Annotated in this window: 22 protein-coding genes and 1 pseudogene; 17 read left to right on the plus strand and 6 right to left on the minus strand. The window is 56.7% G+C overall.

The annotated features are described in order from the left end of the window. Positions 1–26 precede the first annotated feature (26 nt). The 9 genes from AV929_RS02975 to AV929_RS03025 all read left to right on the plus strand — a co-directional run bounded on the left by AV929_RS02975 (position 27) and on the right by AV929_RS03025 (position 14,017). A complete protein-coding gene (locus AV929_RS02975; protein WP_064287387.1) occupies positions 27–872 on the plus strand; it encodes a hypothetical protein in 846 nt (281 codons plus the stop codon). Between the two features lie 2 nt (positions 873–874). Then, a complete protein-coding gene (locus tag AV929_RS02980; protein ID WP_064287388.1) occupies positions 875–2,545 on the plus strand; it encodes a hypothetical protein in 1,671 nt (556 codons plus the stop codon). A 3,160-nt stretch (positions 2,546–5,705) separates the two neighbouring features. After that, positions 5,706–6,083: a hypothetical protein gene (locus tag AV929_RS02990; RefSeq protein ID WP_004966056.1), complete on the plus strand. Its 378-nt coding sequence runs from the start codon at positions 5,706–5,708 to the stop codon at positions 6,081–6,083. Next, positions 6,080–6,553 (plus strand): hypothetical protein, encoded by a 474-nt coding sequence (locus tag AV929_RS02995; RefSeq protein ID WP_004966057.1) that lies wholly within the window; start codon positions 6,080–6,082, stop codon positions 6,551–6,553. Before AV929_RS02990 ends, AV929_RS02995 begins: the two co-directional genes overlap by 4 nt. Further along, positions 6,550–7,305, plus strand: a complete 756-nt coding sequence (locus tag AV929_RS03000) for a relaxase/mobilization nuclease domain-containing protein (RefSeq protein WP_064287389.1) — start codon at positions 6,550–6,552, stop codon at positions 7,303–7,305. The genes AV929_RS02995 and AV929_RS03000 overlap by 4 nt, the downstream gene beginning before the upstream one ends. Further along, a complete protein-coding gene (locus AV929_RS03005) occupies positions 7,302–9,518 on the plus strand; it encodes a type IV secretory system conjugative DNA transfer family protein (RefSeq protein WP_064287390.1) in 2,217 nt (738 codons plus the stop codon). Before AV929_RS03000 ends, AV929_RS03005 begins: the two co-directional genes overlap by 4 nt. 1,088 nt (positions 9,519–10,606) lie before the next feature. After that, the gene (locus AV929_RS03010; protein ID WP_064287391.1) at positions 10,607–11,971 is read left to right on the plus strand and encodes a restriction endonuclease; all 1,365 of its coding nucleotides are present in this window, start codon (positions 10,607–10,609) and stop codon (positions 11,969–11,971) included. 122 nt (positions 11,972–12,093) lie between these two features. Continuing rightward, a complete protein-coding gene (locus AV929_RS03015) occupies positions 12,094–12,717 on the plus strand; it encodes a helix-turn-helix domain-containing protein (RefSeq protein ID WP_230458821.1) in 624 nt (207 codons plus the stop codon). A gap of 946 nt (positions 12,718–13,663) precedes the next feature. Then, on the plus strand, positions 13,664–14,017 hold the full coding sequence (locus AV929_RS03025) for a hypothetical protein (protein ID WP_080510017.1): 354 nt from the start codon (positions 13,664–13,666) through the stop codon (positions 14,015–14,017). 19 nt (positions 14,018–14,036) lie between these two features. Here the strand turns inward: AV929_RS03025 and AV929_RS21655 are convergent, their stop codons facing one another. Further along, positions 14,037–14,186 carry a hypothetical protein gene (locus tag AV929_RS21655; RefSeq protein WP_155120706.1) on the minus strand — a complete coding sequence of 50 codons (150 nt, stop codon included), beginning with the start codon at positions 14,184–14,186 and terminating at the stop codon, positions 14,037–14,039. A 1,026-nt stretch (positions 14,187–15,212) separates the two neighbouring features. On the opposite strand from AV929_RS21655, the gene AV929_RS03035 reads away from it, so the two are divergent. Both AV929_RS03035 and AV929_RS03040 read left to right on the plus strand, forming a co-directional pair. After that, positions 15,213–16,043, plus strand: coding sequence for a type IV toxin-antitoxin system AbiEi family antitoxin (locus AV929_RS03035; protein WP_064287394.1), 831 nt, complete (start codon positions 15,213–15,215; stop codon positions 16,041–16,043). 5 nt (positions 16,044–16,048) lie between these two features. Next, positions 16,049–16,852, plus strand: a complete 804-nt coding sequence (locus tag AV929_RS03040; protein ID WP_064287395.1) for a nucleotidyl transferase AbiEii/AbiGii toxin family protein — start codon at positions 16,049–16,051, stop codon at positions 16,850–16,852. A gap of 629 nt (positions 16,853–17,481) precedes the next feature. On the opposite strand, the gene AV929_RS03045 is transcribed toward AV929_RS03040, so the two are convergent. Continuing rightward, complete coding sequence (locus AV929_RS03045; protein WP_064287396.1) at positions 17,482–18,633, minus strand: SOSS complex subunit B family protein; 1,152 nt, start codon at positions 18,631–18,633, stop codon at positions 17,482–17,484. A gap of 1,082 nt (positions 18,634–19,715) precedes the next feature. After that, on the minus strand, positions 19,716–19,937 hold the full coding sequence (locus AV929_RS03050) for a hypothetical protein (RefSeq protein WP_058997961.1): 222 nt from the start codon (positions 19,935–19,937) through the stop codon (positions 19,716–19,718). Between the two features lie 346 nt (positions 19,938–20,283). Between AV929_RS03050 and AV929_RS21195 the strand changes: the two are divergent. The 3 genes and pseudogenes from AV929_RS21195 to AV929_RS03060 all read left to right on the plus strand — a co-directional run. After that, positions 20,284–20,432, plus strand: a pseudogene (locus tag AV929_RS21195) (AAA family ATPase); the annotation flags it as partial. 73 nt (positions 20,433–20,505) lie between these two features. Next, on the plus strand, positions 20,506–21,198 hold the full coding sequence (locus AV929_RS03055; protein ID WP_014030739.1) for a nucleotidyltransferase domain-containing protein: 693 nt from the start codon (positions 20,506–20,508) through the stop codon (positions 21,196–21,198). Further along, a complete protein-coding gene (locus AV929_RS03060; RefSeq protein WP_064287398.1) occupies positions 21,185–21,697 on the plus strand; it encodes a hypothetical protein in 513 nt (170 codons plus the stop codon). The genes AV929_RS03055 and AV929_RS03060 overlap by 14 nt, the downstream gene beginning before the upstream one ends. Before the next feature lie 1,042 nt (positions 21,698–22,739). On the opposite strand, the gene AV929_RS21660 is transcribed toward AV929_RS03060, so the two are convergent. Beyond that, positions 22,740–23,039, minus strand: coding sequence for a hypothetical protein (locus tag AV929_RS21660; RefSeq protein ID WP_064287399.1), 300 nt, complete (start codon positions 23,037–23,039; stop codon positions 22,740–22,742). 24 nt (positions 23,040–23,063) lie between these two features. Between AV929_RS21660 and AV929_RS21665 the strand changes: the two genes are divergently transcribed. Next, a complete protein-coding gene (locus AV929_RS21665; protein WP_155120707.1) occupies positions 23,064–23,405 on the plus strand; it encodes a hypothetical protein in 342 nt (113 codons plus the stop codon). Positions 23,406–23,422: 17 nt separating this feature from the next. Here AV929_RS21665 and AV929_RS03075 read toward each other — a convergent pair whose 3' ends face one another. Then, positions 23,423–23,911 (minus strand): hypothetical protein, encoded by a 489-nt coding sequence (locus tag AV929_RS03075; RefSeq protein ID WP_064287401.1) that lies wholly within the window; start codon positions 23,909–23,911, stop codon positions 23,423–23,425. Between the two features lie 7 nt (positions 23,912–23,918). After that, a complete protein-coding gene (locus AV929_RS03080; protein ID WP_064287402.1) occupies positions 23,919–24,218 on the minus strand; it encodes a CopG family ribbon-helix-helix protein in 300 nt (99 codons plus the stop codon). A 226-nt stretch (positions 24,219–24,444) separates the two neighbouring features. On the opposite strand from AV929_RS03080, the gene AV929_RS03085 reads away from it, so the two are divergent. Beyond that, positions 24,445–24,669, plus strand: coding sequence for an antitoxin VapB family protein (locus AV929_RS03085; protein ID WP_064287403.1), 225 nt, complete (start codon positions 24,445–24,447; stop codon positions 24,667–24,669). After that, on the plus strand, positions 24,666–25,073 hold the full coding sequence (locus AV929_RS03090) for a type II toxin-antitoxin system VapC family toxin (RefSeq protein WP_064287404.1): 408 nt from the start codon (positions 24,666–24,668) through the stop codon (positions 25,071–25,073). The genes AV929_RS03085 and AV929_RS03090 overlap by 4 nt, the downstream gene beginning before the upstream one ends. Positions 25,074–25,605 lie beyond the last annotated feature (532 nt).

A 25,605-nucleotide genomic window follows, 5' to 3' on the forward strand; every position in this document is an offset into this window, starting at 1 on the left:
GGCAAATTTGTTGGTTGGTATAATCCATGACAAAGCAAGATATACCACGAAACAGCAGTATCGACCGCAGAACAGTGCTTGGACTCCTTAGCGGGAGCCTTGCTGCGCTTGCAGGATGCAGTGGCGGGCTGTTTGATGATAGCGGCGGAGACGGTGGAAGTGCCGGTCCGCCAGAAGAGCAGTCCGACTACATCGAAGAGACATCGATTGAAATTGTCGAGAACGGCCGCCAGTTGGCTCTGGAAGTGGCTGTGACCGATGAGATCGAGCCCTCATCGGTCAGCATCATCACAGAGTCCGGTCGAGAGTTCGTCAGCGACTATTTCAGTCCTGGTGAAACCCGGACTAGCCTATTGCTAACGGCGGGAGATGATAAATACAAGCCATTGCCCCGGGGCCAGCACACGCTCTATCTCCGTGGGGATGACGTTGAAACCGAAATCCCACTCGAACTGGGCACTACATTCGAACTTGAGAAAGTCGTTCCTGCCACTGAACATCCAGACGTTCGCGAAGGCCTCGGCCACTTGGTGGTGGTTGTCAGGAATGTGGGTGAGCGAACCGGTGCAGCTACCCGCGCATTAATGAACGGGAAAGAAAAAGAAGACGTGTTTGTCCCGGTAGAGCCTGGTGAAACCAATGTCGTCAGATATTTTTCCCTCATTGAAGACACCGTCTCTTCTTGTCCGAAAGTTGATGAGAGCGCTAAAAGAGATGAGCAATTAACCGTTGAATTCCTTTGGAGCGATCCAGTCACATTCACTCAGACGATCAGCTATGAAAATTCATCTGGATGCGAGCGGACTCTGATTGGGACTCCTGAAGAAGTCACTGCTACCTCAGTAGAGACAGAGACGGAGACGGAGACGTAGCAATGCAGTCGGGAATAGGCGAGGACCTCGTTGAGGAGGTTTTCCAGAGATTGCTGAGAGAACTCTCGTCGGCAATCACAGCTGGTATCAGTGGTTTCCTTGCTCAACTTAAAACGCAGATAGTCAATTATCTTGACGGGTTCTTTAAGAGCCTCATTGACCCGATGGTAGGGACACCCGCCCCCGAAGGACCGAATTCATCGGCCCCAGTTGACATTGCGTTCGAATCTGCGAGTAATGCCCCGTGGAACTCGCTAATATCGGGCATCTACTTCGATGGAATCGTTGGGTTGGCACTCGGGCTGCAGTTCATCGTCTTGGCAATGATTGGAGTTCGATACGGGTCGATGAACCCGGTCATTCGGAAGAAGCTCCTACGCCGACTTGGGGTTGCCTTCCTCTCACTGTTCTTTTGGCTTCCGGTCGCCTCACTGGGGACTCAGTTCTTCAATGCCATCGGTCGCGAGATTTACAAATCCGGTCAATCAACGACTGAAGTCGCCGCACTAATCAGCTCAGCCCAGCAGATTGCGGATCTCAGTCTGGGGATATTCCTCGTCCTCATCGTTGTCGGACTGTACGTCTACCTCAAGGCAGCGTTCATCTTTATCACCAGATGGCTGCTGGTCTTCCTGCTGACCCTGTCGATGCCACTGGTCGCGACGTTCTGGGCGGTCGAGGTCTGGCCGCTGAATCGCTTCTCGGGGCTGGCGAAACAGGTCGCCGGCGCGTATCCCGGAGTCCTCGCTGCGGGCATTCCGCCTGCAATCCTGATCCGCATGAGCTTTGAAGCGACAAACTGGGGACTGGCTTCTGACCTGTCCCTGTTCATCAGCCTCGTGACGCTGTACTTGGCGGCAAAATCTCAGAAGGTCCTCATTCAGCGCAGTAGCCGCGTTGCGATTCAAGTCAGCGAGCAGGCGCTCGCCGGCGGCAAAAAGCCACTCAAGATCGGTGCGGCGGCTGGTGGTGCGGCGGCGACAGCCGGCGCTGGCGCGGTCGGTGGCCCCGGCGCAGCAATGGCGACGGGTGGCACGATTCGAGCTGCCTCAGGCGCTGCAAAAGGGCGTGTCGGCAGTGCTGCCACGGGAGCCCAGATGGTCCACCGCCAGATGGCAGCCAACCCCGCCGGCATGAAGAGGGGTTCTAGCGGCGGCCCCACCGGTTCCGGTGGCGGCAGTAGTCCCAACGGCTCCGGAGGTGGCGGCAACAGTGGCTCCGGCGGCGGTGGGTCAGGCGGTTCCGCTCCGCCTTCTGGTGGCGGCAGTGGCAGCAGCGGGTCTGGTGGCTCACCACCCTCTGGCGGCGGGAGCGGGTCCGGTGGAAGTCCCCTCAACAGCCGATTCACCAACGGTGGTTCGTCCGGCTCGTCTGGCTCGTCCGGCGACTCCGAGAGTGACGACACTCCGATTAGTGAACGCCAGACGAAGATGGAGCGCCAAACCAAGATGGAGCGCCAAACACAGATCAACTCTGGCGATACCAGGGTCTACGAGTCTGAGGTTGATCCGCCGTTCTCCGACGATGACTTCGACGAGAACGATACCGAGACCACGGAGTCCGATGAGTCCGAGTCGTACGACTCGCTCAGGGATGTGTTTGCAACTGATGACGATATATTAGGGCCGGATGTGTACCGCGACGGCTTGCCGCACAAGGAGGATGATGACTAATGGCTGACTCAGAAGAAGAATACAATACGAACATCATCCACGAATCGCTCGGAGATTCGACCAACTTCTGGGGCGACTACACGCTGGGGGAACTCATCCTGTTCCTCATCCCGCCGTTTGGCTTCCTCATCGCGATGGGGATGCCGTTCGTGCCAGCAGCGCTGTTCTTCCCCACGTTGGCCCTCACAGCGGTTGTGGAAGTGTTCCTCTACATCCTGCACAAAGTCCGGCCAGATCACTATCGCCTGACCGAGTGGCTGCGGGTCAAACTGTTCTGGCTCGTCAAAAAGCGTCAGTACACTCACGGCCAAGGGAATCAGGATACTCGGCAGGTCACGCGATTAGAGCGGGTTATGCCCCACGGCATTGAGCGCGTCGACGGAGCGTACGTCGGCGCGGTCGAAGTCGAGCCCGCCAATATGTCGCTACAAGATGACGAGAAATGGGAGAAAGCCGTCAAGTCACTCACACGCCTGTCTGAATCCCTGACTGGCCGGGCGAAACTCCACGTCACGACGGCCGAAGTCGACAACGAGTCCCACATCCAAGCGCATATCGACCGACTCGACGACCCCGATGCGAAGAGCCATTCGATCTTCCGGGGTGTCCTCATGGAGTTTGTCAACCGCTACATCGACGACAGCGGCAACGTTGAAACTGAGACTGAACTCCAGCGGAAGTACTACATCGTCGTTTGGGTGACTGACGACGACATTCACGACCTCCAGATGAACAGCGACTCCATCGCGGATTACCTGACCGGGATACCGGTCATTGGGCGGCTGTTCACTCGATTCGACAGTGACACGCTCACTGACGCCGAGCGAGAGGAGTTCAAAGACAAGAAGCTCCACGACCGGCTCGAAACCGTCGACAGAGCAGTCAACAATATGTTCCGGTGTCGTAGTCGGTCGGTCAGCCCACATGAGCTGGCGCACTTGACCGAGGACTACTGGGCCTGTGAAACCCGGACCGAGCGGGAGTACGAAGAGGCGGCCTCCGTCTCCCCGGTGACGTACTCGGCACGGGAACTCATCAAGCACGGCGAGGGCGCTGCAGCCCACGACGCTGCGGAGGGCATGGACACTGACGATGTCGGTGGGACCGACTACGAGGTCGACGAGACCGACTTCGTCTCCCAACTCTACCGGCCCGGTGAGAACCATCGGTCACTGGTCGCGCCGACGGATATCGAGTGGGAAGCCGACCACGCTCTCATCGATCAGGAGACGTACACGCGGTGCTTCTGGATCGAGACGTATCCCGAGCATCCGACGAGTGGGATGTTAGAGCAACTGCTATTGGATACGGACCTTGCCGTCGACGTCTCAATNNAAAGGAGAGTTGGAAGCGGAGGATATCGAACAGGAGGTCAACCAAGCGAAGTACATCCGGCAGATGGTTCGGCGGAACCACACGTCGCTGTTCCGTGTCGGGGCGTTCATCCGCCTCACTGCGGAGACCGAAGAAGACCTTCGGAAGCAAACGAACCGGCTCGAAACGCTCCTGCGCGACTCGCCCTCGAACTGCGGCGTCAAGCGAACGACCCGCCGGCAAGAGGCGGGGCTGGTGACTGTCTCGCCGATCGGGGCCAACGAACTCGGGCAGAACNNGAAGCACTCGGGTCGCTGTTCCCGTTCTCGTCGAACTACCTCCGTATGGAGGACGGCATCGAGTACGGACTGCACGGGCACAACGACTCCTCGCTGTTGATCGACCCATGGGCACTGGAAACCGGCCACTCGGAGCTGGTGACTGGGATGCCCGGCGGCGGGAAGACCCACGGCACGCAGGCTCGGGCGATGCGGATGCTGAAAAAGCGGTCGGACGTCAAGCAGATCTACATCGACCCGGTCGGGGACATGCACGGCAGCGCGCAGATGCTGGATGCAAAGACGATCACAATTAGCGGTGAGACGCCGCTGAATCCGTGCGAGATGCATCCGACGCCGCCGCATGTCCTCGAACAGTCCCCGGATATGCAGCCCGTCTCCGCCAAGAAAGACGAAGTGTACGGGGTCATCGAGAACTTCCTCCAATCCCGGGATGTCGATCTGGAGATGCACAGCGGCCTCATCACGTTCCTGATCGACACGATATTCACTGAGTCCGATATCAACCCAACGGACCCGTCAACGCATACGCCAGAGAACTCACCGAACCTGAGTGACTTCCTCGAAGTGGTCGACCGCCTCCAGGAAGAGCCAGAAATGTTCCCCGGAGCGACAACGGAGTCCTCCCAGCAGAAAATCCAGCAGTACGCAAACGAACTCTCGATTGCACTGCATCCGTTCCGACCGGGGAGTACGTTCGGCAACCTCTCGAAAGAGTCGGACCTGCGGCTGATCGACGACAGCAGCAAAGCCGTCTATCTGGATCTTCAGCAGGTCGAAGGCTCGGGGAGTGGCCTCGGCAAGCAGTCGTTCATCATGCAGTTGCTGCTGAGCACACTGTACCAGCAGGCCAAGAATATGCAGCAGAAGGTCGAGATCATCATCGACGAAGCTCACTACCTGTTCAACGACGACGCGAACTTGGAGTCGCTGAACCAGATTGCTCGCCACCAGCGCCACGCCGGACTGCGGCTGGTGATGCTGTCCCAGACGCTCTCGGAGTTCGAGGACAAGGGCGCAGCCGAGGAAATCGCGGGAATGTGCCCGATCAAGGTGCATCATCGTGAGCCAGAGCTAGGCGACGAGACAGCAACAAGCGCTGGACTGACGGACGAACAGCAGTCCTATATCCAGCATGCCGAAGCCGGCAAGGAGTCACTGGGTGACGGACAGGGCTACTCACAAGCGCTGGTTCGCGTCGACGAACACGGAGACTACCCGCTGACAATCAAGACGTCGTGGGAGGAAAAGCAGATCATTGACCTCGACGCTGACGCGGAAGATGCGCTCGACGTTGTTGCTCACGAGGCCGACTCCCGCGCTGCTGACTTCGAAGAGTTCGTCCATTCCAAAGCAGTCGAGCAAGAGCTAGCGACTCGTGGATTGTCCCCGGAGAAGGCTGAACACGTCCTCAACGGACTCAGCGAAGAGGAATTAGTGGACGTGGTGTCTGTGGCACTTGACCAGACACAGCCAGAAGCAGTTGTCGCTGACGGTGGTATCGAGACAGAGACTGATGCGGAGTTTGACACTACGGAGTGATTCACATGAATGACATAATCTCGCTACGGATGAGTGCAGAAGAGAGAGATCAGATAGTACGGCAGGCTCGGAAGGTAGATGAAGACCTATCGGAGTATATCCTGAAAGCTACGGAGCAACGCATTGCCCGTGAGCTGCACGATCAGCGTGCGGAGGAACTGGGTCTGGAACCAGAGCTGGAACAGATCGCTGAGAGTGTGACAGAGCAAGTGAACAAGGCAGCAGATATTGAGACAACTGAAGAGTTGGCTTATGAAGTAGCTCTCTGGGACTTGATTTCGACAGACTACTCCTCAGAGGAGCGTGCTATTGCGATGGATGAAGCGACAGACAAGCTACAGGAAGAGGTAGACAACGTCCGTAACAAGGAGGGTCAAGAATGAGTGAGAGAACTGTCATTCAGATCTATACGACTGACGAAAATCGGGAGTGGCTTGAACAACTAGCCGATGAAGAGGATACGTCAATCTCGGAGTATGGTCATGAGATGATTGAGGATCACATTGACCGTGAAACTGGGGAGCGTCAGTACGGCCGGTATGGAACTGATACTGAGATAGAAGTCATTTTGGACTCTCTCAAGGAGGAACTGGGGGAGACTCTGGACCAATTTGAGTCTGAAACACTCGAGGAAGTACGGCACATCCAGAGAGTGCGGACAGCGTATCTTATCTCGATCTGGAAGCTGATTAAAGACGACTACTCTACTGCCGAGCAACAGCTTGCGATGAAGTTTGCTGAACGGTTCACTGGACAGGAGCTCAACACCGAGTCCGAAGCAATTCTTCCAAGGGAAAGCAGTAGCAGCGAAGATGGACAGGGGTCCGCCGGCGCAGCGGGTGATGGCGCATGATCGTAGAAACGGACTATCAGCAGAGCGGAGCAGGGAACCTCGTCGATTATATTCGCCGTGATCGAGACCAGGATGCCGGCGCGACAGTTGATCTACGGAACCCGGCCGGCCGAGAACTGTCCAACCCGGAAGTAGACCGATTTGTCGACAAGAGTCAGGAGTTCGGATTCCAGCGGCATCTGATCGTCTCGCCAGATCCTACTGGACAGTATTCTCCCCAAGAGGTCCAGACCAACACTCGGGACGTAATGAACCAAGAGTTTGCCCGCCAGCCGACAACCGACTATGTGTATGCTGTCCACAGGGATACAGACTTTCCTCATGCACATATCGCAGCTACTGGGAAGCAGGCAGAGCTGGAAATGGATTTAGAAGACATCCAGAAACTCAGTGAACGGGCGGAAACCGCGTTTGAAGAACCGGCTCGAACGCGAGACCCAACGGCTGCCGCCAGTGATTCTCCGGAGGACATCGGTCGGGTCGTGGATGAAGAAGCACGGGAGCAGTATCATGAGGAAGAACTATCGCTGAACCCCGAAGCGGAAAAAGCGCTCAAACGGGCGACTGAGAAGAGTCAGCAGAAAGACGTCGGACAGCCCACGGCTGAGAAAGCGAGCGATGAGCGCCAAACTGACCCACTCTCAGAGCGTGCTGCGGAGAGGGCTGAAGAACAGGCGGCAACTGAACGCGAACCCGAAGTTGATCTTGAACGCGAGCAGGAACCCGAACGCGAGCGTGGGTGGTGGCAGTGAGTTCTAGTTCCTCTGCACCACCAGGACAACGCTCCGGAGAAGTCCCGAATAGCCTCAAGTACGACAACGTCGTCGGGTTCGTCTGGGCCGGATTCATGCTGTTGTTCCCGCCGATGATCGTCGACAGCGACAAGGTTCTCCCGAAGCGGTTCTGGGCGTGGCGCTACATCTACCTCGGGTTTGGACTCATCAGTGCGGCGTTCTTTTACGACGTGCTTGTCCAAACTCCCAGCGCAGCGCTGTTGTTCCCGTTCGCACATGTCCTGGCTGCTATCTCAGTCGGGACACTGTTCGCTGACTTCACTGTGCCCGGCCTGTCGCTGCCGATGCTCTCGTACTCAACCACGGTAATCCTGTATGCCATCTCAATCGGTATCGTGTTCTCCGGGGAACTGCTCCGCCGGACCTCGCCGGAAATACTCGCGATGAACCAGTGGGACCACGACGACGGGGAGTCCGTCGTCCCACTCGAAGAGGTCTCTCACGAACACGAAGAGGCTGAGATGCCGTTCACGCTCGATCAGGATGTCTCTACAGCCGTCGTGGGCGAGACTGGTTCGGGGAAGACGTCAATGATGAAGCTGCTGGCCTACCAGTTCCCGTACTACAGCGACACAGCGGTCATCGCCCATGATACTGGGGAGGACTTCCAAGCGTTCTATGAGGACCTGGGCTTTGAGGTTCAGCGCATCCGCCACGAAGATAGCGATGTGGTCTGGAATCTGTTCAAGGACGCCGATTCAGAGTCGGACTTCCGCGAGGTCGCCGGCGCGATCTTCGGCGAAGCCGACGGCCACGACCCGTTCCACCGGCCCGCCAAACAGACCTTCGCGGAGATGCTGATGTATCTGCATCTCAGCGCGAAAAAGAACAGTCGCCGTCACGCGCTCTGTCACGCCGATATCGTCTCGCTGCTCAACGAGGGTCACATCGCGCTCAAGAAAGCCCTTGACGAGTTCGACCGGCTGGATTCGGGTCATATCGACCCTGACAAGGGGAAAGGCGCACAGAACGTCTACCAAACGATCAAGGAGAATGTCGATCCCGTCTTCACCGGCGACTTCGGAGACTACGGGGAGTTCTCACTGCAAGAGTACATCGAGAACCCGGAAGGGCGAGTCCTCATCATTGACTCAAACCCAACGGAACTGGAAACGCTCGGGCCAATGTATCAACTGATTGTGGACTGGTCGATCCGCTACGCGATGAATACCCCGAATCCGACGGTCCACATCCTCGACGAGATTGACGCACTGCCGGCGCTTACTCAGGTAACGAACCTCACGGCCCGAGGTCGGAAACACAAGGCCCGGGCACTAGTCGGCGTACAGACAATCGGCCAGCTCAAGGACACGTACAGTACGATTTCCGGGATTGTCGGCAACTGCCCACAGGGAGTCTACTTCGGACCTGGTGACAGCGAGTCGACGGACTTCATCCTCGACGAACTCGGCGAGAGTCGGCAGTATGACCGCTCCGAGATGGTGTCGATGAGCCACCAAGGGCGCGGCGAGAACCCACGAACGCAGGCTCGGGACATGTACAAACAGAAGGACAAGACGCCGGTCACGTCCGGCCTGCTCCGAGACTTCCAGCCCGGTGAGTGCGTTGCCGTCTCACGGACGACGTGGGTCCACGGACAGTCCTACGAACTGGCCGACGTTCGCGATAGCCTTCCGGCACAGGGTGCGGAGTCGCCGGGTAGTTCGGAGCCGGAACCCTCTGAGGGTGACACCGACATCGAGAGTGACAGCTGGTTCTCGTTCACTCGGGCCCGACTTGATGATGTGCTCTATGGGTCACTTGGTGAGACCGAAGATGATGAGTCCAGAGAGAGTGGCCCGGATCGTGACTCCGAAGTCGAGCCGACTGCCGACGCGACAGATGGGGTGGGCGACGACGAGTCGAGCGACCCACTCGACCAGACAACAGCAAACACCGCCGTCACGTCACCGGATACAGACCACCCAGACCTATCAGATTTAGAGGATGACTCTGGTGGCGCGGATCAGGACCAACAGCTGCCCGATGACGATGGCGACCACTCCCCTGAGACGGTCTCAGGTCCCAGCAGTGACGAGACGGACTCTGCTGAGAAGGAAGAGAGTGAATCGCCTGATGAATCGGACACGGAGACTGATACTGACAAGAGTGAAGAACGGGACGAAACTGAGGCAAGCGGAGAGCGACGCAGGCCATCTGAGTTCATGTGACCTACATCAATTTCCCCGTGTTCTAACTATAAGACGTTCTATATATTTCTCATTTCCGTGACGTGGTGGTGCTTCTCTACAAGTTGGTAACCGGGTCCTGTCGAGACTGTAGCACTCGACTTGTATCAAAGTTATTGAAGTTACTTTCTTCGGACTATTCTATATGCGAAATCGCAAGACGGCGTCGGTAATTTGCCAATCTGAATCACGGTGAATCACTCAAACACAGCGACGAATCATTAGCAAATCGCAGGACGGCATGGGTATGAATCGCCCAGAATCGGATACAAACTACACTCTTTACCTTGTCGTGCATATCCCGGCGGAGGCGCGAGAGACATAAGAAGAAAAACATAAGAGATAGAACAAAGGAAGAGACAGTGGATCGCGGAACCTACCCAGAGCGAAGACTGGTACACTCACCCCGCAAGGAAACCTATCGAGTTTCAGATAGAAGTCGCCTCACTCCCCGGAGCCGTATCGTGACTTGGACGCGGCGGGCCAGCCCCACCGAGCATCATGCGAGTCCACTGTGCCACGCACGTCGTCGGCCACCGACGTCCAGGGCCACGCCGATCACGACTACACGCGAACTGAGCCAGCGCTGGCAGACCGACGCTCGACCCTCGCTTGCTTCGGCCCCTCGTGACGAACAACCCGACAGTCACCGGCCGGCGAACACACCACTTTGTCCGGAGCTTTGTATCCGAATCCCAACAAGTACAACACGCCTTGTTTTCGCACTCTTTCACTATCGCAATTTAGTGTGGCATTCAGCCGGGGAACCGTCTGACTTCCGGCGGGGATCGCGCCCGCCACTGCAGGCACGAGTGGACCGGCGTGAGGCGCGCGACCGCGCCGAGCGCAGCGCCCCGTCGTCCGAGTGAGCACCAGCGAACGAGGACAGGACAGACGAGCATCGCGAGTCTGTCAGTGGCGTCGCGCGCTGGGACGGGCCACTGGTTCAGGTTTGATTCTCACGGACAGTTCGGTGGCTCATCAACCCTTCAGAAGGGTTCAACAGACAGAACTGAACTGCGTTTGGCAACGCATTTGATAGTTGCAATATACTATTCATATAATTCGGGATGGCTATACTGGATGATCTCTCGGGATTCGAGTTCGAAGACCTGATGGAGGACGTGTTCCGCAACCTCGGCTACGAGAACGTCCGCCAAGCCAAGCGCACAGCCGATGAGGGACGGGACGTCATCATGGAGGAAGTGATCGACGAGACGCGGCGTGCGATTATCGTCGAATGCAAGCATACGGGAACGGTCGGTCGCCCGGTCGTCCAGAAGCTGCACTCGGCCATCGCGACGTTTGACTTCGACGGCCCCAAGCGGGGGATAGTCGTCACCACTGGCCGATTCACGAGCCCTGCTCAGGAGTACGCAGATCGGCTCCAGCAAAACGACGACCCGTACCCCATCGAGTTGCTCGACGGTGAGGACCTCCGAGAGATCGCTGACGAGATCGGCCTCGACCTCTACAACGGTCGTATCGAGATTCTCTGCGACGAGACCCTGCGCCCGTACGATCCGGCGGCCGACGTCGACGCGCCGGTCCAGGAAGCGTTCCGCGATATCAAGAATATCGAGGCCGCTGACCTCCCAGAGCCACACTCGCGGGTGACGTTCCGCCCGGTGGTCGCGGTCACCGCGGACACGAACGCAGTCTTCGAGACGTCGGTGGGCGTCATCCACCGGATCAACGACCGCACACAGTTCGTTGTCCACGCCGCACGCGGCCATCCGAAGGTGGCCGACGACGATGTTGCGCCGCTGGTCATCGAGAATTTCCACGCGACGATCGACCTCGATACCGAGCAGTTTACCGAGGTATTCGACGACGTCGAGGAGCGCCGATTCGGGCAGACCCAAACGGAGTACAAGGAGTGGGCCGTCGAGCGGCTTCAGGACTACCACACGACGACAGTGACGTACACCGGCGACAACAACGTCACATACAACAAAAACTGTGAGCCGAACCGCTCGGACATTTCCGTGCAGTCGATCGAACCAGTGTACTTCCCCGAGGTTCGCCAGACGACCGAACTCCAAGAGTACACCTACCCCTACGAATACTACGCGGCAGGCCCGTCAAGAGTGACCGCCGAGGACGGCATCCATCAGTGCGTCCACTGTGACACGACCGGCAGTGACGAGACGTACACCTACTGCCCGAACTGCGGGGCCATTGCCTGCTCCAGTCACATCAAAACGGAGCGGCTGGAAGGTGAGCCGATCTGTACGGGCTGTGCGGTGACGGAGCGGTTCGCGCTGAAGACGAAGTACTTCTACGACGACCAGAACCTCGAGGCGTTCCGCGAGGAGTACGCCGACATGCCGCTTCACGAAAAGGCGATGGAGAACAAGTGGCTGGCCGGGGGTAGCGTGGTCGCGACGCTGCTGCTCGTCGTTGGACTACTCGTCATCGGCGGCATCATCTGAGCGGGCTCGGTGTTCACCGTGGCAGTCTTCGCAGAACTGATCAAAAACTGCTGTTTCTCATCGGTACAGTCACCTGCCCGTAGCAAACGCTTATAGTTTCTAGTTTCGTAACACTATACACGATGAGCTACGATACAGAACACGTTCGAAACACGGGAGATACCCCGGGGATTATCACCGGGATTCCGACGTTCACAGAATTGCTCGAGAACCCGTCCCTTGCTGCCCTCTATACATCGATTAAACGCTCAGAGAGCACAACAGGCCCCGAACTCGTCGAAGCAATGAGTGTCTCGAAAAAGACGGTGTACGACTACCTACATAAACTGGAACAGGCAGGTCTCGTCAGCAAGGTCGCTGAGGATGCTGGTACCGCTGTGTACACTGCTGAAGAATTCGAACTGACCTTAACGGTCCGCGAGGCTGAGGTCTCTATCACCCCAGAACTTATCGAAGTGATCGCACACAAAGACGAATATCCAGCAATCGAGCGAGTTCTTGAAGACCACGGTATTGTCACATTCGCGCTAGCACACGATCTTGTGAAGGAGCACAGTGAGGGGGATGTCACAATCCGTCAAATCGCGAGTCTCACGGATCTTTCGCCTGGAATTGCGTATGACCTTGTTGACGCGCTCTATTTGATTCTTGACCTCGGTGACAGCGAATCGGCTCCGACGACGTACACACCGGGAGATTTCGATGAGGATGACGACGATCTCCTTGAGGAACTGACAGACAAGTAGACTGAATGACGAGGATATACACGGCGAACATTGCGGACACGGTGATGTTTCGGAATCTAGGAAAGTATCCTAGTCCGCGACTACAATCGCTCAAGAGTGCTGTTGAAGAAGCTGGAACCGAAATCTGGGTGCCAGCAGCAGTCTACCACGAGCTGGCGGATACTGGGGGTGGTGACCAACCGACGAATCCATACCTTGACACGGCTATCGAAGAGGGGTGGGTTCGGGTAGCCACCCCGCTGTCAGGTGACCGAACAGACGACTTTGATAGTACCGCTGGGGCGGTTGAGAAAGCCCGGTTCGTTGCAGATGCCTTTCTCAACCAGCAAAGCAAATATCCAGAAACGAACAACTGGCGGGATGCGGCGTTGGTCGCGTTGGCAGTTCGCTTATTCGACCAGAATGCCCGGATTCGCGTAATAACCCACACAGCGGATAAAACCTGGCAACAGCGTGTGCCCGTATCCCTCCCGAATTCGGCTACTATGATGTCCAGTCCAGATATTATAACCCACCACAGACAGCGAAAGCTGAGTTCCCAACTGTTGACCGGCTTACGTGGGATGGGCCAGAGTAGGTTACGAGATGTATACGAAATCAGCTAACAGATCTGTTAGGTTTGTATGCTTGGCCGGGATCGCGCCCGCTACCGCAGGCACGACTGGACCGCCGCGAGGCGCGCGATAGCGCCGAGCGGAGCGTCCCGTCGTCCGAGTGAGCACCAGCGAACGAGGACACGACAGACGAGCATTGCGAGTCTGTCAGTGGCGTCGCGCGCTGGGACGGTCCACTAGCTACTCAGCCCGGTTTCTCCCCGGCCGGCAGACCCACGCCTGCGATCTATCCGGCACTCCGTGGAACCAGTACCTCGATGTGTGCCAGCTGGAGCCACCCCGACCCAGAGCTTTTTGAGCGATGACGGCCAAATCTCAATCGCACCGTTCTCATGTCACAGCCACACCTTTCCCCAGAGCAACAGCCATCCGACCAGCGTCAGATTCCGAGTATCGAAGCGATTGGGCCGGTCGTCGACGAAGTGATCGACATCGCTCGGCAAAAGCTCAAACACCCGATCAAAGTCCGCCTGTGGACGTGGGAAGATAGGGAGTTCAAAGTCCGCGTCAAGCACTGGTATCCTGCCGGGGCAAACAACCGATACGGATACGAAGCTATCGTCCAGTATCATAGCGACCGCGAAGTGGTTGAAGGGTTCTTCGCTGAGAGAGACACGGAAACTGATGATCTGGAAGTCTTGCTAGAAACTGAGTTTGGTCGTCTCCCAGACCCCGTCGAAAAATGAGGGAGTAGTCTGACCAGCGCTACTTCACGACCTCGCGATAGCAGTCCTCACAGAGCTGGTCAAACGATTCGTTGCGGTCAGAGTCGTGGAACGACCCCGACCGAATCCGGACCGCATCGAACTCGGTAATGAATACGTCTTCACAGCGTGGACACTGGACGTCTCCCATTTGAGATATCACCTCCCGGCGGCCCTGTCTGGCCGCCACCAGCCTGCGGCCACACAAAATCGAGGGGTGTCTATCTGGGATACCGGGACCAGACACCGACTAACCAACAGCTCCCTAGAATCCGCCGACTGTGTTGGTTAGACCAGTGAAAACCGAGATACGGCCCTATCGAAGCCCCTCAGAAAATCTCGACAACGTGGCAAGTATCGTCAGATTTCACGCTTCGTTGGACAAATGATAATATGATGAATATTATGTCGCCCAATGCTTTGATACGATCAGTCCTGATTTTCTCCGAGTCATAGAAGATATTTCGTTATTCAGTGAACTGGCCCATTGGTCAGTTGGTGCCTATGAGGTTAGTAGAATATATCAAATGAATAAAAGCTGTGAGTTGAATCCACCAAACACATAGAGTATCACTGCGACTAACAGGAGTATCCACCACTCATCTATCCACGGGAATCCGTTGGTCTCTTTTTCATCACCCCATGCCCAGTTTGTGAGGTGGATTCCGATAACTGACGTACCATACGTGATACAAAAAAACAAGATAGCCCGCTGCTCGGGCTTACACACAGCCCAGATACAATCGCTCATGAGAGTCTGTATTATTTACAGCACTCTAAAGACTCAGGTGTTAAGACTATAGATGAACGCAATTGTTCTTGGGTTGACAACGACCTCGACTGCATCCGAATCTCAGCGGATTCGGTAATGAATCCGTCCTCACGCCATAGACAGTGAATATCATTCACCGGAGATATCACCTCCCGGCAGCCCTGTCTGGCCGCCACCTGCCTGCGGCCACACAAAATCGAGATGTTCCGCCTGGGATACCGGGCCCAGACACCGACTAACCAACAGCACCCCAGACAGCGCCGACTTTGTTGGTTAGAACGAAGATACCGTTACTCACTCAACAACTCAGGTTTGCATGAGAGCGATACTGTTTGTCCTGTCAACCAAGGGGAGTCACAAGGCTAAAGCCAGCCTAAGTTTATACTCTATGTAGGAACCGCAGTCATGAGTTCAACAGATCAAACAAAGACTATACGCCAAGGGCTCTCGACTCGAGAAAGTCGACTCCTCTCACGACTCGCTGGCGCGGGCCACCAAATCATCTCCGTCGACGACATCGAGACGACATTGGAGCTCTCCCCGAACACTGCCCGAGAGATTGCCTCCCGCCTCACTGAGAAAGGTTGGCTCGACCGGCTCTTTCCGGGCACATATCTCATTATTCCACTGACTGCCGGTGAGGAAGGCGTGTACACAACGCACGAGTACCTTATTGCCGCCCACATCGCCGAGCCGATGTACATCGGCTACTACAGTGCCCTCAGCCACCACGGGCTGACCGAACAAGTCCCTCGGACGGTCTACGTCGTCACACCGACCCGAGCCCAAAGCCGGGAGATCCACGGCGTTCCGTACCGCGTCACGACAGTCACTGAGGGGAAGTTCTTCGGCTTTGAACCGACGTCCATCGATGGGACGACCGTACAGGTCAGCGACTTAGAGAAAACTCTGGTCGACTGTGCGGACCATCCCGAATTCTGTGGTGGCCTTCGAGAGCTCGCATCCGCGATGCGAACCGCCGACCAGCAGGGCTGTGCCTGGGACACCGTCGGCGAGTACCTCGAACGACTGGATAACGGAGCAGCGACCAAGCGGATCGTCTACCTCGCCGACCAACTCGGGATCAATCTTCCCACCCGCGAGGCCCTCGTCGAATCGTTCACGAGTGGGTACTCTCTGCTGGACCCAACGCAGCCTGAAACGGGCTCAAACAACAGCACGTATCGGCTCCAGATCAACGTCGAACCAGCAACGCTGGAGCCGGCGGAGGCCTGATTGAAGTGATCAGTCAAGACCGACTCCGAATTCTCGCTCGCGAACTGGGTGTTCGCCAAGGATACGCCGAAAAGAACTACGTTAATTCGTGGCTCCTCTGGGGCATCTTCATGAGCGCCTACGGTGACAATCTCCTGTTCAAAGGCGGAACTGCGCTCTCTAAGCTGTACTTTCCGCAGTCATGGCGGTTCTCAGAGGATCTCGATTTCGGCGTCGAAGGAGAGTATCAGGGATCCAAGCGAGAGCTACGGACAGTCCTCGATACGATTTCCGACCGCTCTGGTATCGAGTTCGAAATTCGAGAGCATCATGAATCACAACAGGATCACTATCCGACCCACTACGTCGACATTAGCATCCAGTACCGGGCAGTCCTCAACCACCCCAATACGACCAGTATTGACGTGATGGTCGACGAGCACATCGCATTCGACCCGGTTCACCACACCCACACATACGAGGATATCCCCGAATTTAGCCTCCAGGCGTACAGCGTTGAGGAAATCTTCGCCGAAAAGCTCCGGGCGGTCTATCAGCGTGGGGCCGCTCGTGACTACTACGACCTCTACCAGTTGCTCGAAACTGATTCAGTCACGATTGACTTTGCCGACGTGCGACCCGCCTTTAAGGAGAAGTGCGAACACGACGGACTCACAGTCGACTTAACAGATGGGTTACCTGACGAACAACGAGAGACTATCCGCCACCAGTGGGAGACCACCCTTCCGGACCTCACCGGCGATCCGCCGGCGTTCGAGATGGTCTGGAATCAATTAGACACGACAATCTCCCAACGAGAGTCGAGGTAGTCAAGGCCCGATATTGGCATCAGTGACCGGCGAATCTCCCATTCGGAACTCCGGTCCTCGCTCTTCTGTAGAACAGTAGAAAGCCCTGCTAACGATACAGCCAATGGTTGGCTCGACGAACTCACCAGGGATTGGGCGACCGAATGACATGAAATGAACCCACGTAACGGGGCGAAGCCCATCCACTGTTGGCTAACCCGCTGAAGAGGTTTCCACCCACTCACAATATCTAAACAGAGATGCAATGCGGCTTCTTCCTTTTCTTCCCGACGGCAGGCCGGGATCGCGCCCGCTACCGCAGGCACGATGGACCGCTGCGAGGCGCGCGATAGCGCCGAGCGGAGCGCTCCGCTGGCGTCGCGCGCTGTCGCGACCCACCAGCCACTCAGCCCGGTTTCTCCCGGGCCGGCTGGCCCACGCTCACGCACACATCAAGACATCGGCTCTCTCACAGCCGCCACCAGACTGACCCACGTTGACGCGCTGGTGCGGTGGCGTGCCAGTCCGTGCGCGCGGTTGTCTCGCCGCCGCCCGGTGTGCCGGAGGCGGCGGCGAGGCCGCGTGCGCGAGCACCGTCGCACCGCCCGAGGAAGCCCCCGCTCAGTGGAGGACGCCCTCGCTACCGGGCGTCAGTCTGCGGAGTGGACGAGACCCTGATGGGTGGCGGCCCCATGCTCAGTGTCGAACAGGTCCGAACATCCGGGTTCAGGACAGCGGGCCTTCCCGAGCGTCACGGCGACCGCGTGGTCAGTGTCGCGCTCGTTGGCCCACTGATGGGTGTCTGACTCGGCTTCCCATGACGCCACCGCCGGGCTAGCACCGGACGAACCGAACGAGCCGCCCCCGTGTCCGGTGGGCGCGGGACCGTCGCCACGCTCGATGATGCACATGAGCGTGTCGCTCGTGACCGCCACGGTCTTGATACCGTTGTAGTCGTCGGGCTTGCCCCCCGAAATCCGAACTCTGTCGCCCTCGTGGAGCGTGCGAACCATCTCGACGCCATGCATGGACTTGCCCCAGACCGTGACCTTCGCGCTCGTGCCCTCGTCGTCCTCGATGTAGAGGACTTGGTACTGATTGCGGGCGTCTGGCTCCTCAATGATGTGCGTGACTTCGCCTTCAACCGTACACTCGTAGCCGTAGGGACTCACCTCGTCGATAGGCGTGGGGACTTGCAGGTCGTTCTGAGCCTCGTCCAAGACGGTAAAGGAAGCCTCATACAGGCTGTTACAGTCGCCCATCTGCCCGGACACAAGGGCCGCGAGTCGGCGGCTTGCCGCCGCCTGCGACAGACTGGTCTTGTCTGCCAGTGTTGCGGCTTGCTGGTTGACTCGCGCCAGCGTGTCGCGGTCCATCCACTGTCGGGGGTCAGCCGGGGAGCGGAACCCGTCAGCCCGTCCGGTTTCCGCGTCGGTGAGCTGGCGAGCCGAGGCTTCGCGGTCGGCATCGTCGACGTGAGCGCGTGCGACCTCGGAGTGTCGGGCTTGCTCGGTTTCGCGGCCGTGGCGTTCCTCTTGCTGTTCCAGCGTTTCGCCAAAGCGCCGGTCCGGGCCGACCTCGGTCGAGCGCGTCCAGTCGTAGTCGTATGCCTCCTCCTGACGAGCGTAGTAGTTGCCACGGCTATCGCTACCCCGATTCATCCTGAAATCGAGTTCGTCGCCGTTCTCCGTCTCTGCGACCGCCTCTAGAAGTTGTTCGGGGCCACCGTCGACGTGGGCCGAAAGGGAAACCGTCTGGTTGCTTGCCGATGCTTTCTTACCGCTGGAATTGTTAGCGTACATTGTCTTTCGCAATCCTACGGAAAGACACTTGTCGGGTGCTGCTACACCCGATTTCTGCGGCGTGAAACTGCCCTGCCAGCGCCGCGTGCGTCGTGTCTTTCCGTACGTAAATGCATGGGTGCCGACTACTTAAAGATAACGGACCATTTGGATTGTTTCAAGTGCAATATTCGGGTGTCTGAGTGGTTTCTAAGCCGCGTCTTGTGTTTCGCGTTTCGAGGGAAAATAGTATATAAAGACGGTAGGTGGTTGACACCCGGCGGGCGGTCCCATCGTGTGCGGTTGCGGTGAGCCAGCATCCCGCGCGGCCAAGCGAGTGCCGGATGGGTGAAAGCCCGGCAGCGCAACGAAGTGAGCAGCCCGGAACACAGGGCACGCAGTGCCCGTCCTCGTTCCGGCGAGGGAGCGCCGGCCGCGAGGGTTCCTCAGCCGGATCGCGCGCGACTCCGACGCGTGCGTTCGATTACTGCTGTGCTGTGCCGTAGCAGTCGGGTGGGACTGAAAGGGGCACGCCGCTGGCGCTTGCCATGGTCGTGTCAGCGGCCCCTATCCGCGTGCGGTTTGCGCGGATATGTCGCTGAGCGACCGCCAGCGGCGTGGGGCTTTCAAGGTGTGCTGGTCCGACACGGAGTCCGTCGTCGCGATACCGTTTGGAGTGGTGCCGCCAGTCCCAGCAGTCCCGTCGAAGTCAGTGTACCGAGTCCCGCCCACAGTAGTCCCACGAGTCCTGCCATCCGAACCGTCGCCTCCCTCGACACCGTCACGAGTGCCACAGGACTCGACTCCAGGCCAAGCAGTACTAGAACCTCTTGCCGGTCACACACGAGACGCTACCCCTCCGAACCCTCTCCGCCGGCCCTCGGCCTCCGTACCGGCTTCGGCAAGAGCGAGCGTGCCGCCCAGCGGCGGCTGCCCGGCGGTCAGACGTCACACCAGCCAACCATCCGTTCCTGCCCGGCCGTCAGTCCCACGCCGACACACACTCGTCTCTCGCGCTCTCAGCCGGCCTGCCAGCCCCACGCTGCTATCCACCAGGTATCCAAGGAGTCATACAACGTTCCCCACACTACTCAGGTAGTCTTTCAATCGGTGCCCTGTGACAACAGATTGGGCTTAAGTCCGATTACCAGCATTTCAATCGCCGCCAAGACCTGCAATCCGGCTACGGCAACATACCCCCTTTCGAACCCGAAAATCGCCGGCATAGAACCGTCAAGTCCGACATATAGAATGAAGATTGTAGAGCAAAGGATGATCGGCACGGCTATCAGAGCCACAATTCTCGATACTGTCCTGAAGAGCATACTAATACGAATCGCCAGCATAAACAAATAGAGTTTGCAACCGACCTGCGGCACTCGCATACTTACTGATAGGGTAGTTCTCTCTCAAGAGTGGTGAAACAAACTACCCTATGAACTGTTCCATGACACCGTAATCAGGTATACCTCTGTTTCGCCCGGCCGTCTGCCCCACGCTGAGAGGGACCGACTGCCAGCGCGAGTGGAGTCGTGTCCCTCTCGTCTCCAATCGCGCGTTTCGAGTAGTGAGATACGCGGACTCGACCACGACTGAGACCACCCTTAATCTCGACGGCCTCCAAGCTGTCCTTCGGGAGCATCCGGTCCGGCTCGCAATTCTCTTCGACTCTCACGCCACCGAGACGACCCACGGACGAAACGGACCGTCCGGACGTACCTCTCCAAAATGGCGCAGTACAACCTCCTCGAGGCGGGGAGGACGAGTCGAGACGAAAGTACTCGCTCGTCGATTCGGCAGCTGCGTCGCCGATGCAATAGGTCGAGACAGCTCCGAGAACTCTGTATCTCTTCAGTATCAAGATTTTTGGCCCTTTGAACCATTAGACCAGCCATGAATGGTGACGCAGTTCAAAGTGAGAATCCGAAAGAGGGATCTTACGTTCGGCTCCCCATCCCGCTCGGTGAGCCCGACGCTTTCCGATATGGGGCAACTGCTGATATCCTCCATATCCTCGTCGACAACCCAGATCGAAGGTTCACGAATCGAGAGCTCCACCGGGTGACGGGAAAAGGACTGAGTAGCGTGAATGCCGCCGTCGATACGCTCGAAGCACTTGGCGTGATTACCGTCGACCGATCTGGCCGGGCGAATGCTGTTCAGATGGATTCAGCAATGCTTGTCAAGGCCGATGATCCAGTGACGACCATTCCACAAGCAGCGTATCACGCACCAGTCAGAGCAATTCTGAGTAGACTAGAAGAACGGGTTACCGACGAAATCGGCGTCGTCCTCTTCGGCAGCGTCGCACGAGGGAGCGCTGATCGAACGAGCGACATCGACCTGTTCGTCGTTGTCGAGGGCGACCGAATGCAGGCACAGCGTGAGGCCCACACCATCGAACAGGAGATCGCCGACGAGGAATTTGACGGCGATCGGTACGAGGCCCATATCGTCGTCGAACCCCGTGAGTCGGCCGCGAACCACGACCAGATCGGCAACATTCTTGCCGAAGGGCTGACGCTCCGAGAGTCGCCAGCACTTAACGCGATAAAACAGGAGGTGTTTGGAAATGGGTCTGAATGAAGTCGTCACCGCACTCGAACACGCCGAACAGTTGCTAGAGGATGACCAAACCGGGCCGGCACAGGACTCGCTCTCCTGGCAGCGGGCTGACGACGACGCTGACATCCAACTCGGGAAGGCCTGTGCCATGCTGGGGACGTGCCGGCAGCTTCGGCAGGGAACGAACAACTACGTGAGCATCGTCGAACTGTCGTTCAACGCCATCGAGCGGTCGTTCCAGTTCTACCTTGTAGAGATGACGGCGGCGGAGTCAGCAGATTACATTAAACACGAGGAAGTATTCGACGACATCGCAGTGCGAAACGTCTTTTCCGACGAGGACGTCGCTGGTCGGATCGAAGCCTTCCGCTCGGAACATCGGGCACGCTTCTACTATGACATCGACCGGCCCGGTCGAGACTTCGCCATGGCAATGCACGACTTGGCGGAAGAAATCCACCAATATCTCGTGGAGTTTGCTGACTCTCACTCCCGGTGCAGCTGCGACGATCGAAAATGAATCCGTAAAGGAATTCTCTCAATTCAGGTAAAGAACCTCGGGGTAAATCCCCAAGGCACTCGCCTTACCTATCTGTAGAGGCGATGGATAGCTCTCTATACTGGCCGATGTACATCATGAACAGAGTGAGTGACTGTGTTTCTTCCCCAGGTGATCGGATCGTAGATCACCCTATCGAGATAGGACTTCTGGACACACACTGCCGCTGTTTGGAACCGGTAACAATCTAGGGTATCATCGCTCACCGTGAGGACGCCCCGCAAAAACTTCGCCACTCGTCTGTGCCTGCCGGTGTTGGGCACGAATGTCTGGTTGGTCGTCGGCTTCGGTGCCTGAAGGCTGCTCGTCGACGGACTGCTGTTCGGTGCTCATGTTCGGGCAACCCCTCACCCTCTCGGGGGGACACAAAATTGAGGGGTAGTACCGTCACCAGACTGGACGGTACAATATTTCAACTACATCTTGACGAAAACGTCTGGATGCTCGACCTGATACAGAGATGTAACGAAGCGGTTTCGTCTGTCGACAAAACGGTTGATTGGACTGTTGGTGGCTCTTGAAAACGAATCTTGACTCATTGCATATATCTTGTTCTCATAACGTACAAGCATAACCCAACAGCTATTGCTGAAATATATAACATTGCCAATGCTGTCTCACCAACATATATCAGACCAGCTATCATTAGCAAAGAAAAGGAATAAGCGGACATTTCCGACCACGAAACTTGATACGCTGTCATACTCTTGGATAAGAGAATCTCTGATTACGCGACAGTGTTATTAAATAACGAAATTCTGTCGCATGTTGATTATGTATCCTAACGATCAATTTGTATGTCATACCGACTTAGTGTTTCCGGAAATATATGCGTTTACAATCACATTACTTCTACAAATATCGACAGACTCCAGACGGTTACATTGTGTCTGAAGAAATGTATTTACGCATAGTAGCCGAAAAGATGATGAAATCACGAATGAATATATTCAACTAGATACTTCTCGCTCGTATTCGATTTCGACGACGGCATTGGTGCAACCTAGAACACAACAGCAAACACGAGGACGGCTCTGTGGGCCAGAGTCTGGCGGCCGAAGCGCTCAAATCCGTCGTCGGCAAAGAAGTTGGCACAGTCGTTGGCGGCGCTGCAGGCTGGGCCACCCAGAAAGGCGTCGAGCGATACGGCGGCGGTCTCGCCAAGCACCTGCCCGACGGCGTCCGCACTCGCTTCAACGACACCGTCGATACCGTCACCACCAAAGCTGATATGTGGGCCAGTGACGAGTCCGTAGCTCAACATGGAGCCCCAGAAGAATCGACGGGGGAAGTCACGGGTCATTGGTTGTCACGAACTGAGAAAAGATTGGATGAGAAACTCCAAGAAGCGTTCCCCCAGATGACTACGGAACATCTCCTGAATGGTGGAGATGATCGTCGAGCTATCTCAGTCACAGAGATGGATGACGACTGGGAGGAAGACTACGTTATTACCCTCGAGGAACCAAGAGTTGACGATGGGCGGGTTGTCGAATATCAAGTGACAGTCACTGCTGAATCAGTGATTATTGACATGGTTGACCGGTTTGAGGTATCCGAAGAAGCTCGGGTCGAGGCGTTCTCTCATGCAGCAATAATTGATGAAGTGTTCAGCAAGCATGACCCGTCATTTGAGGCGGCGACACCAACCGTTGAAGTGCGATTTTAATTTAGAATCCGGACCCGCTATTCGTCGAACAACTTCTGTGCCCGCCGATAGATCGGCTGTCCAAGCCAAGACCGCTGTTCGGCGAGCTGGTCCAGTTTCTCCAGAGCCGTCTGTCTATCGAGGACCTGCCGGGTTACCAGTGCTTTGAGCACGATGGGTGAAATCGCGACCTGTGCGTCGACAGCGGTCTGGAGCTCGGGCAGGGCACGAAGATCATCAGTAATCAAGAACGCTGCGTCGAGGTCGTTGCACAGGAGCGCACAACTCCCTTCGCCCTCGTCAATCCGGGATGAGGCAAGCGTGCCGTCAACCTGTCTGACAGTGAACTGCGCTGTATTGTCGAGCACAGTCTGTGCGGCGTGGCCGTGGGTATCGTCGTAGGCACTGGTTGCATCGAGTTCGTCGATAACTGTCTCCGTGGTAGCGACCTCGAATTCGGTGAGCAACGTATCGAGCAGGTCGACCGACGCGAGTGAAATGAGTGCAGCTGTATCCGCGACAATCATGCAGTGCTCACAGTTCCGCGAGGTCGTCGGCCATCTCGTCGCCCTGCTCAAGAAGGGTCTTGGACGCCCGGACGGATTCTGCGTCTTGCCGTCCGAGGACCTCTTTCAGCGCGTCAAAGCCGATCTCGTCATCGAGATAGAGGTCGACAACGGTTTGCTTGAATGTTTCTTGATCCTCCATCTCGTCTAAGTACTCCTGGAGCGCCTCGACGACGATCTCTGTCCGGTTTTTGTGCGTCGCTGCGGCCGCGACATCCGCTTTGTCCAGAAGTTCGTCGGGTAATCGGAAATTGACGCGGGTCGTCATGTATGTACAGTGTACCCACAGATGGATAAATTTCCGGGGCCGGCGGTACCCGTCACAGCGACCGAACGGGTTCTGGCGTGGCTTGGTTGGTCGACTTCCTCGAAGGGGTGACGAAAGCGCGGAGGTGGTACATCTGGGTACGATACCGCCGGCATCTCACCACACAACGGACTACTTCTCTCAGTCACCGAAAGAGATACCAACAGTTTGTACACAACGTATACACATGAGTACTATTCGAGTCACCGACGAAGTGAAAGAACGACTGCGTGACCTGAAGCAGGACGACGAAAGCTTCAACGACCTGTTGGACCGCCTTAGCCGAAGCGAGAAAGACGTAGAGGAGATGGCTGGGTTCCTCAGTGAGTTCGATGATGGAAGTCTTGCAGACGATATGCGTGAGACCCACGAGGAACTGAACGAATCGCTGGACCGTCGCAGTGACGAATGATCGTACTGGACAACGACATATTGGTGAAAGTCGGCGGTGCGAACCCTGACCCCGAGGTTGTCAGCCACCTACAGCAGTATCGTAGTGAGGAGTGGACAATCCCGTCGCTTGTCGCCTTCGAGTTCTACCGCTCCTGTAGCAGTCGGTCGGAGATGGAACGCGCACGAACGCGCCTCACGTCGACGTTGGACCGCATCATCGACTTCACCGGGAACACTGCGCTTGAAGCCGCCTATCTCGAAGAACGCCTACAGTCGCAAGATGTCTCTCTTGACCCTGTCGACCTCTTGAACCTCGCAACTGCACACACCGAGGGTGGTACCTTCATCACCCACAACAAGAATGATTTCGACACGGAGCCTCTTCTGGAGCTTGCTGACGTAGATATTGTACATACCGCGTGATTGTGCCGGGCTAGATGTATTGGATTCACTGGACGGTATGATAGGCTGTGACTAGGGCGGCTGGGACGCCCTTGGAATGTTCCTCAACCACGATCAAGGGACTGCGACGCTTGAGGTACAGTTGCAGGAGTCGAAAAAGTGGGATAGTTATAATTTCATCTGATAGTGGGTTATTTCTTTATTGTATTAGTGTATATATTTCACTATAACTTAGAAATGGAAACGGCATACTGGCGTTCACTCTGACTCGAATGTACAGTGGTGTCTCAATGTTCGCGCCGCCGGTGCTTACCGGCCTCGGACAGCCTCTATTCAGGGAGGGGTACTGGGTATGGACGGGTTGGCCACCCGGGCGATCACTGATCAACGGACTGGCGAACACTATTTTGCGCTGGGTTTGAAGCCAATCCCGAGGAGGACCGGAATGGAACCATTTCAGGGAGACGTAATTCTCGACAATCATACAGCCTTACATCTTTTTACGGCGCTGACTGTCTGGCGTGGTCAATATGTAACAGAATGAGCTAAAACC

It is taken from the genome of Haloarcula sp. K1 (assembly GCF_001647155.1).
Taxonomy (GTDB): domain Archaea; phylum Halobacteriota; class Halobacteria; order Halobacteriales; family Haloarculaceae; genus Haloarcula; species Haloarcula hispanica.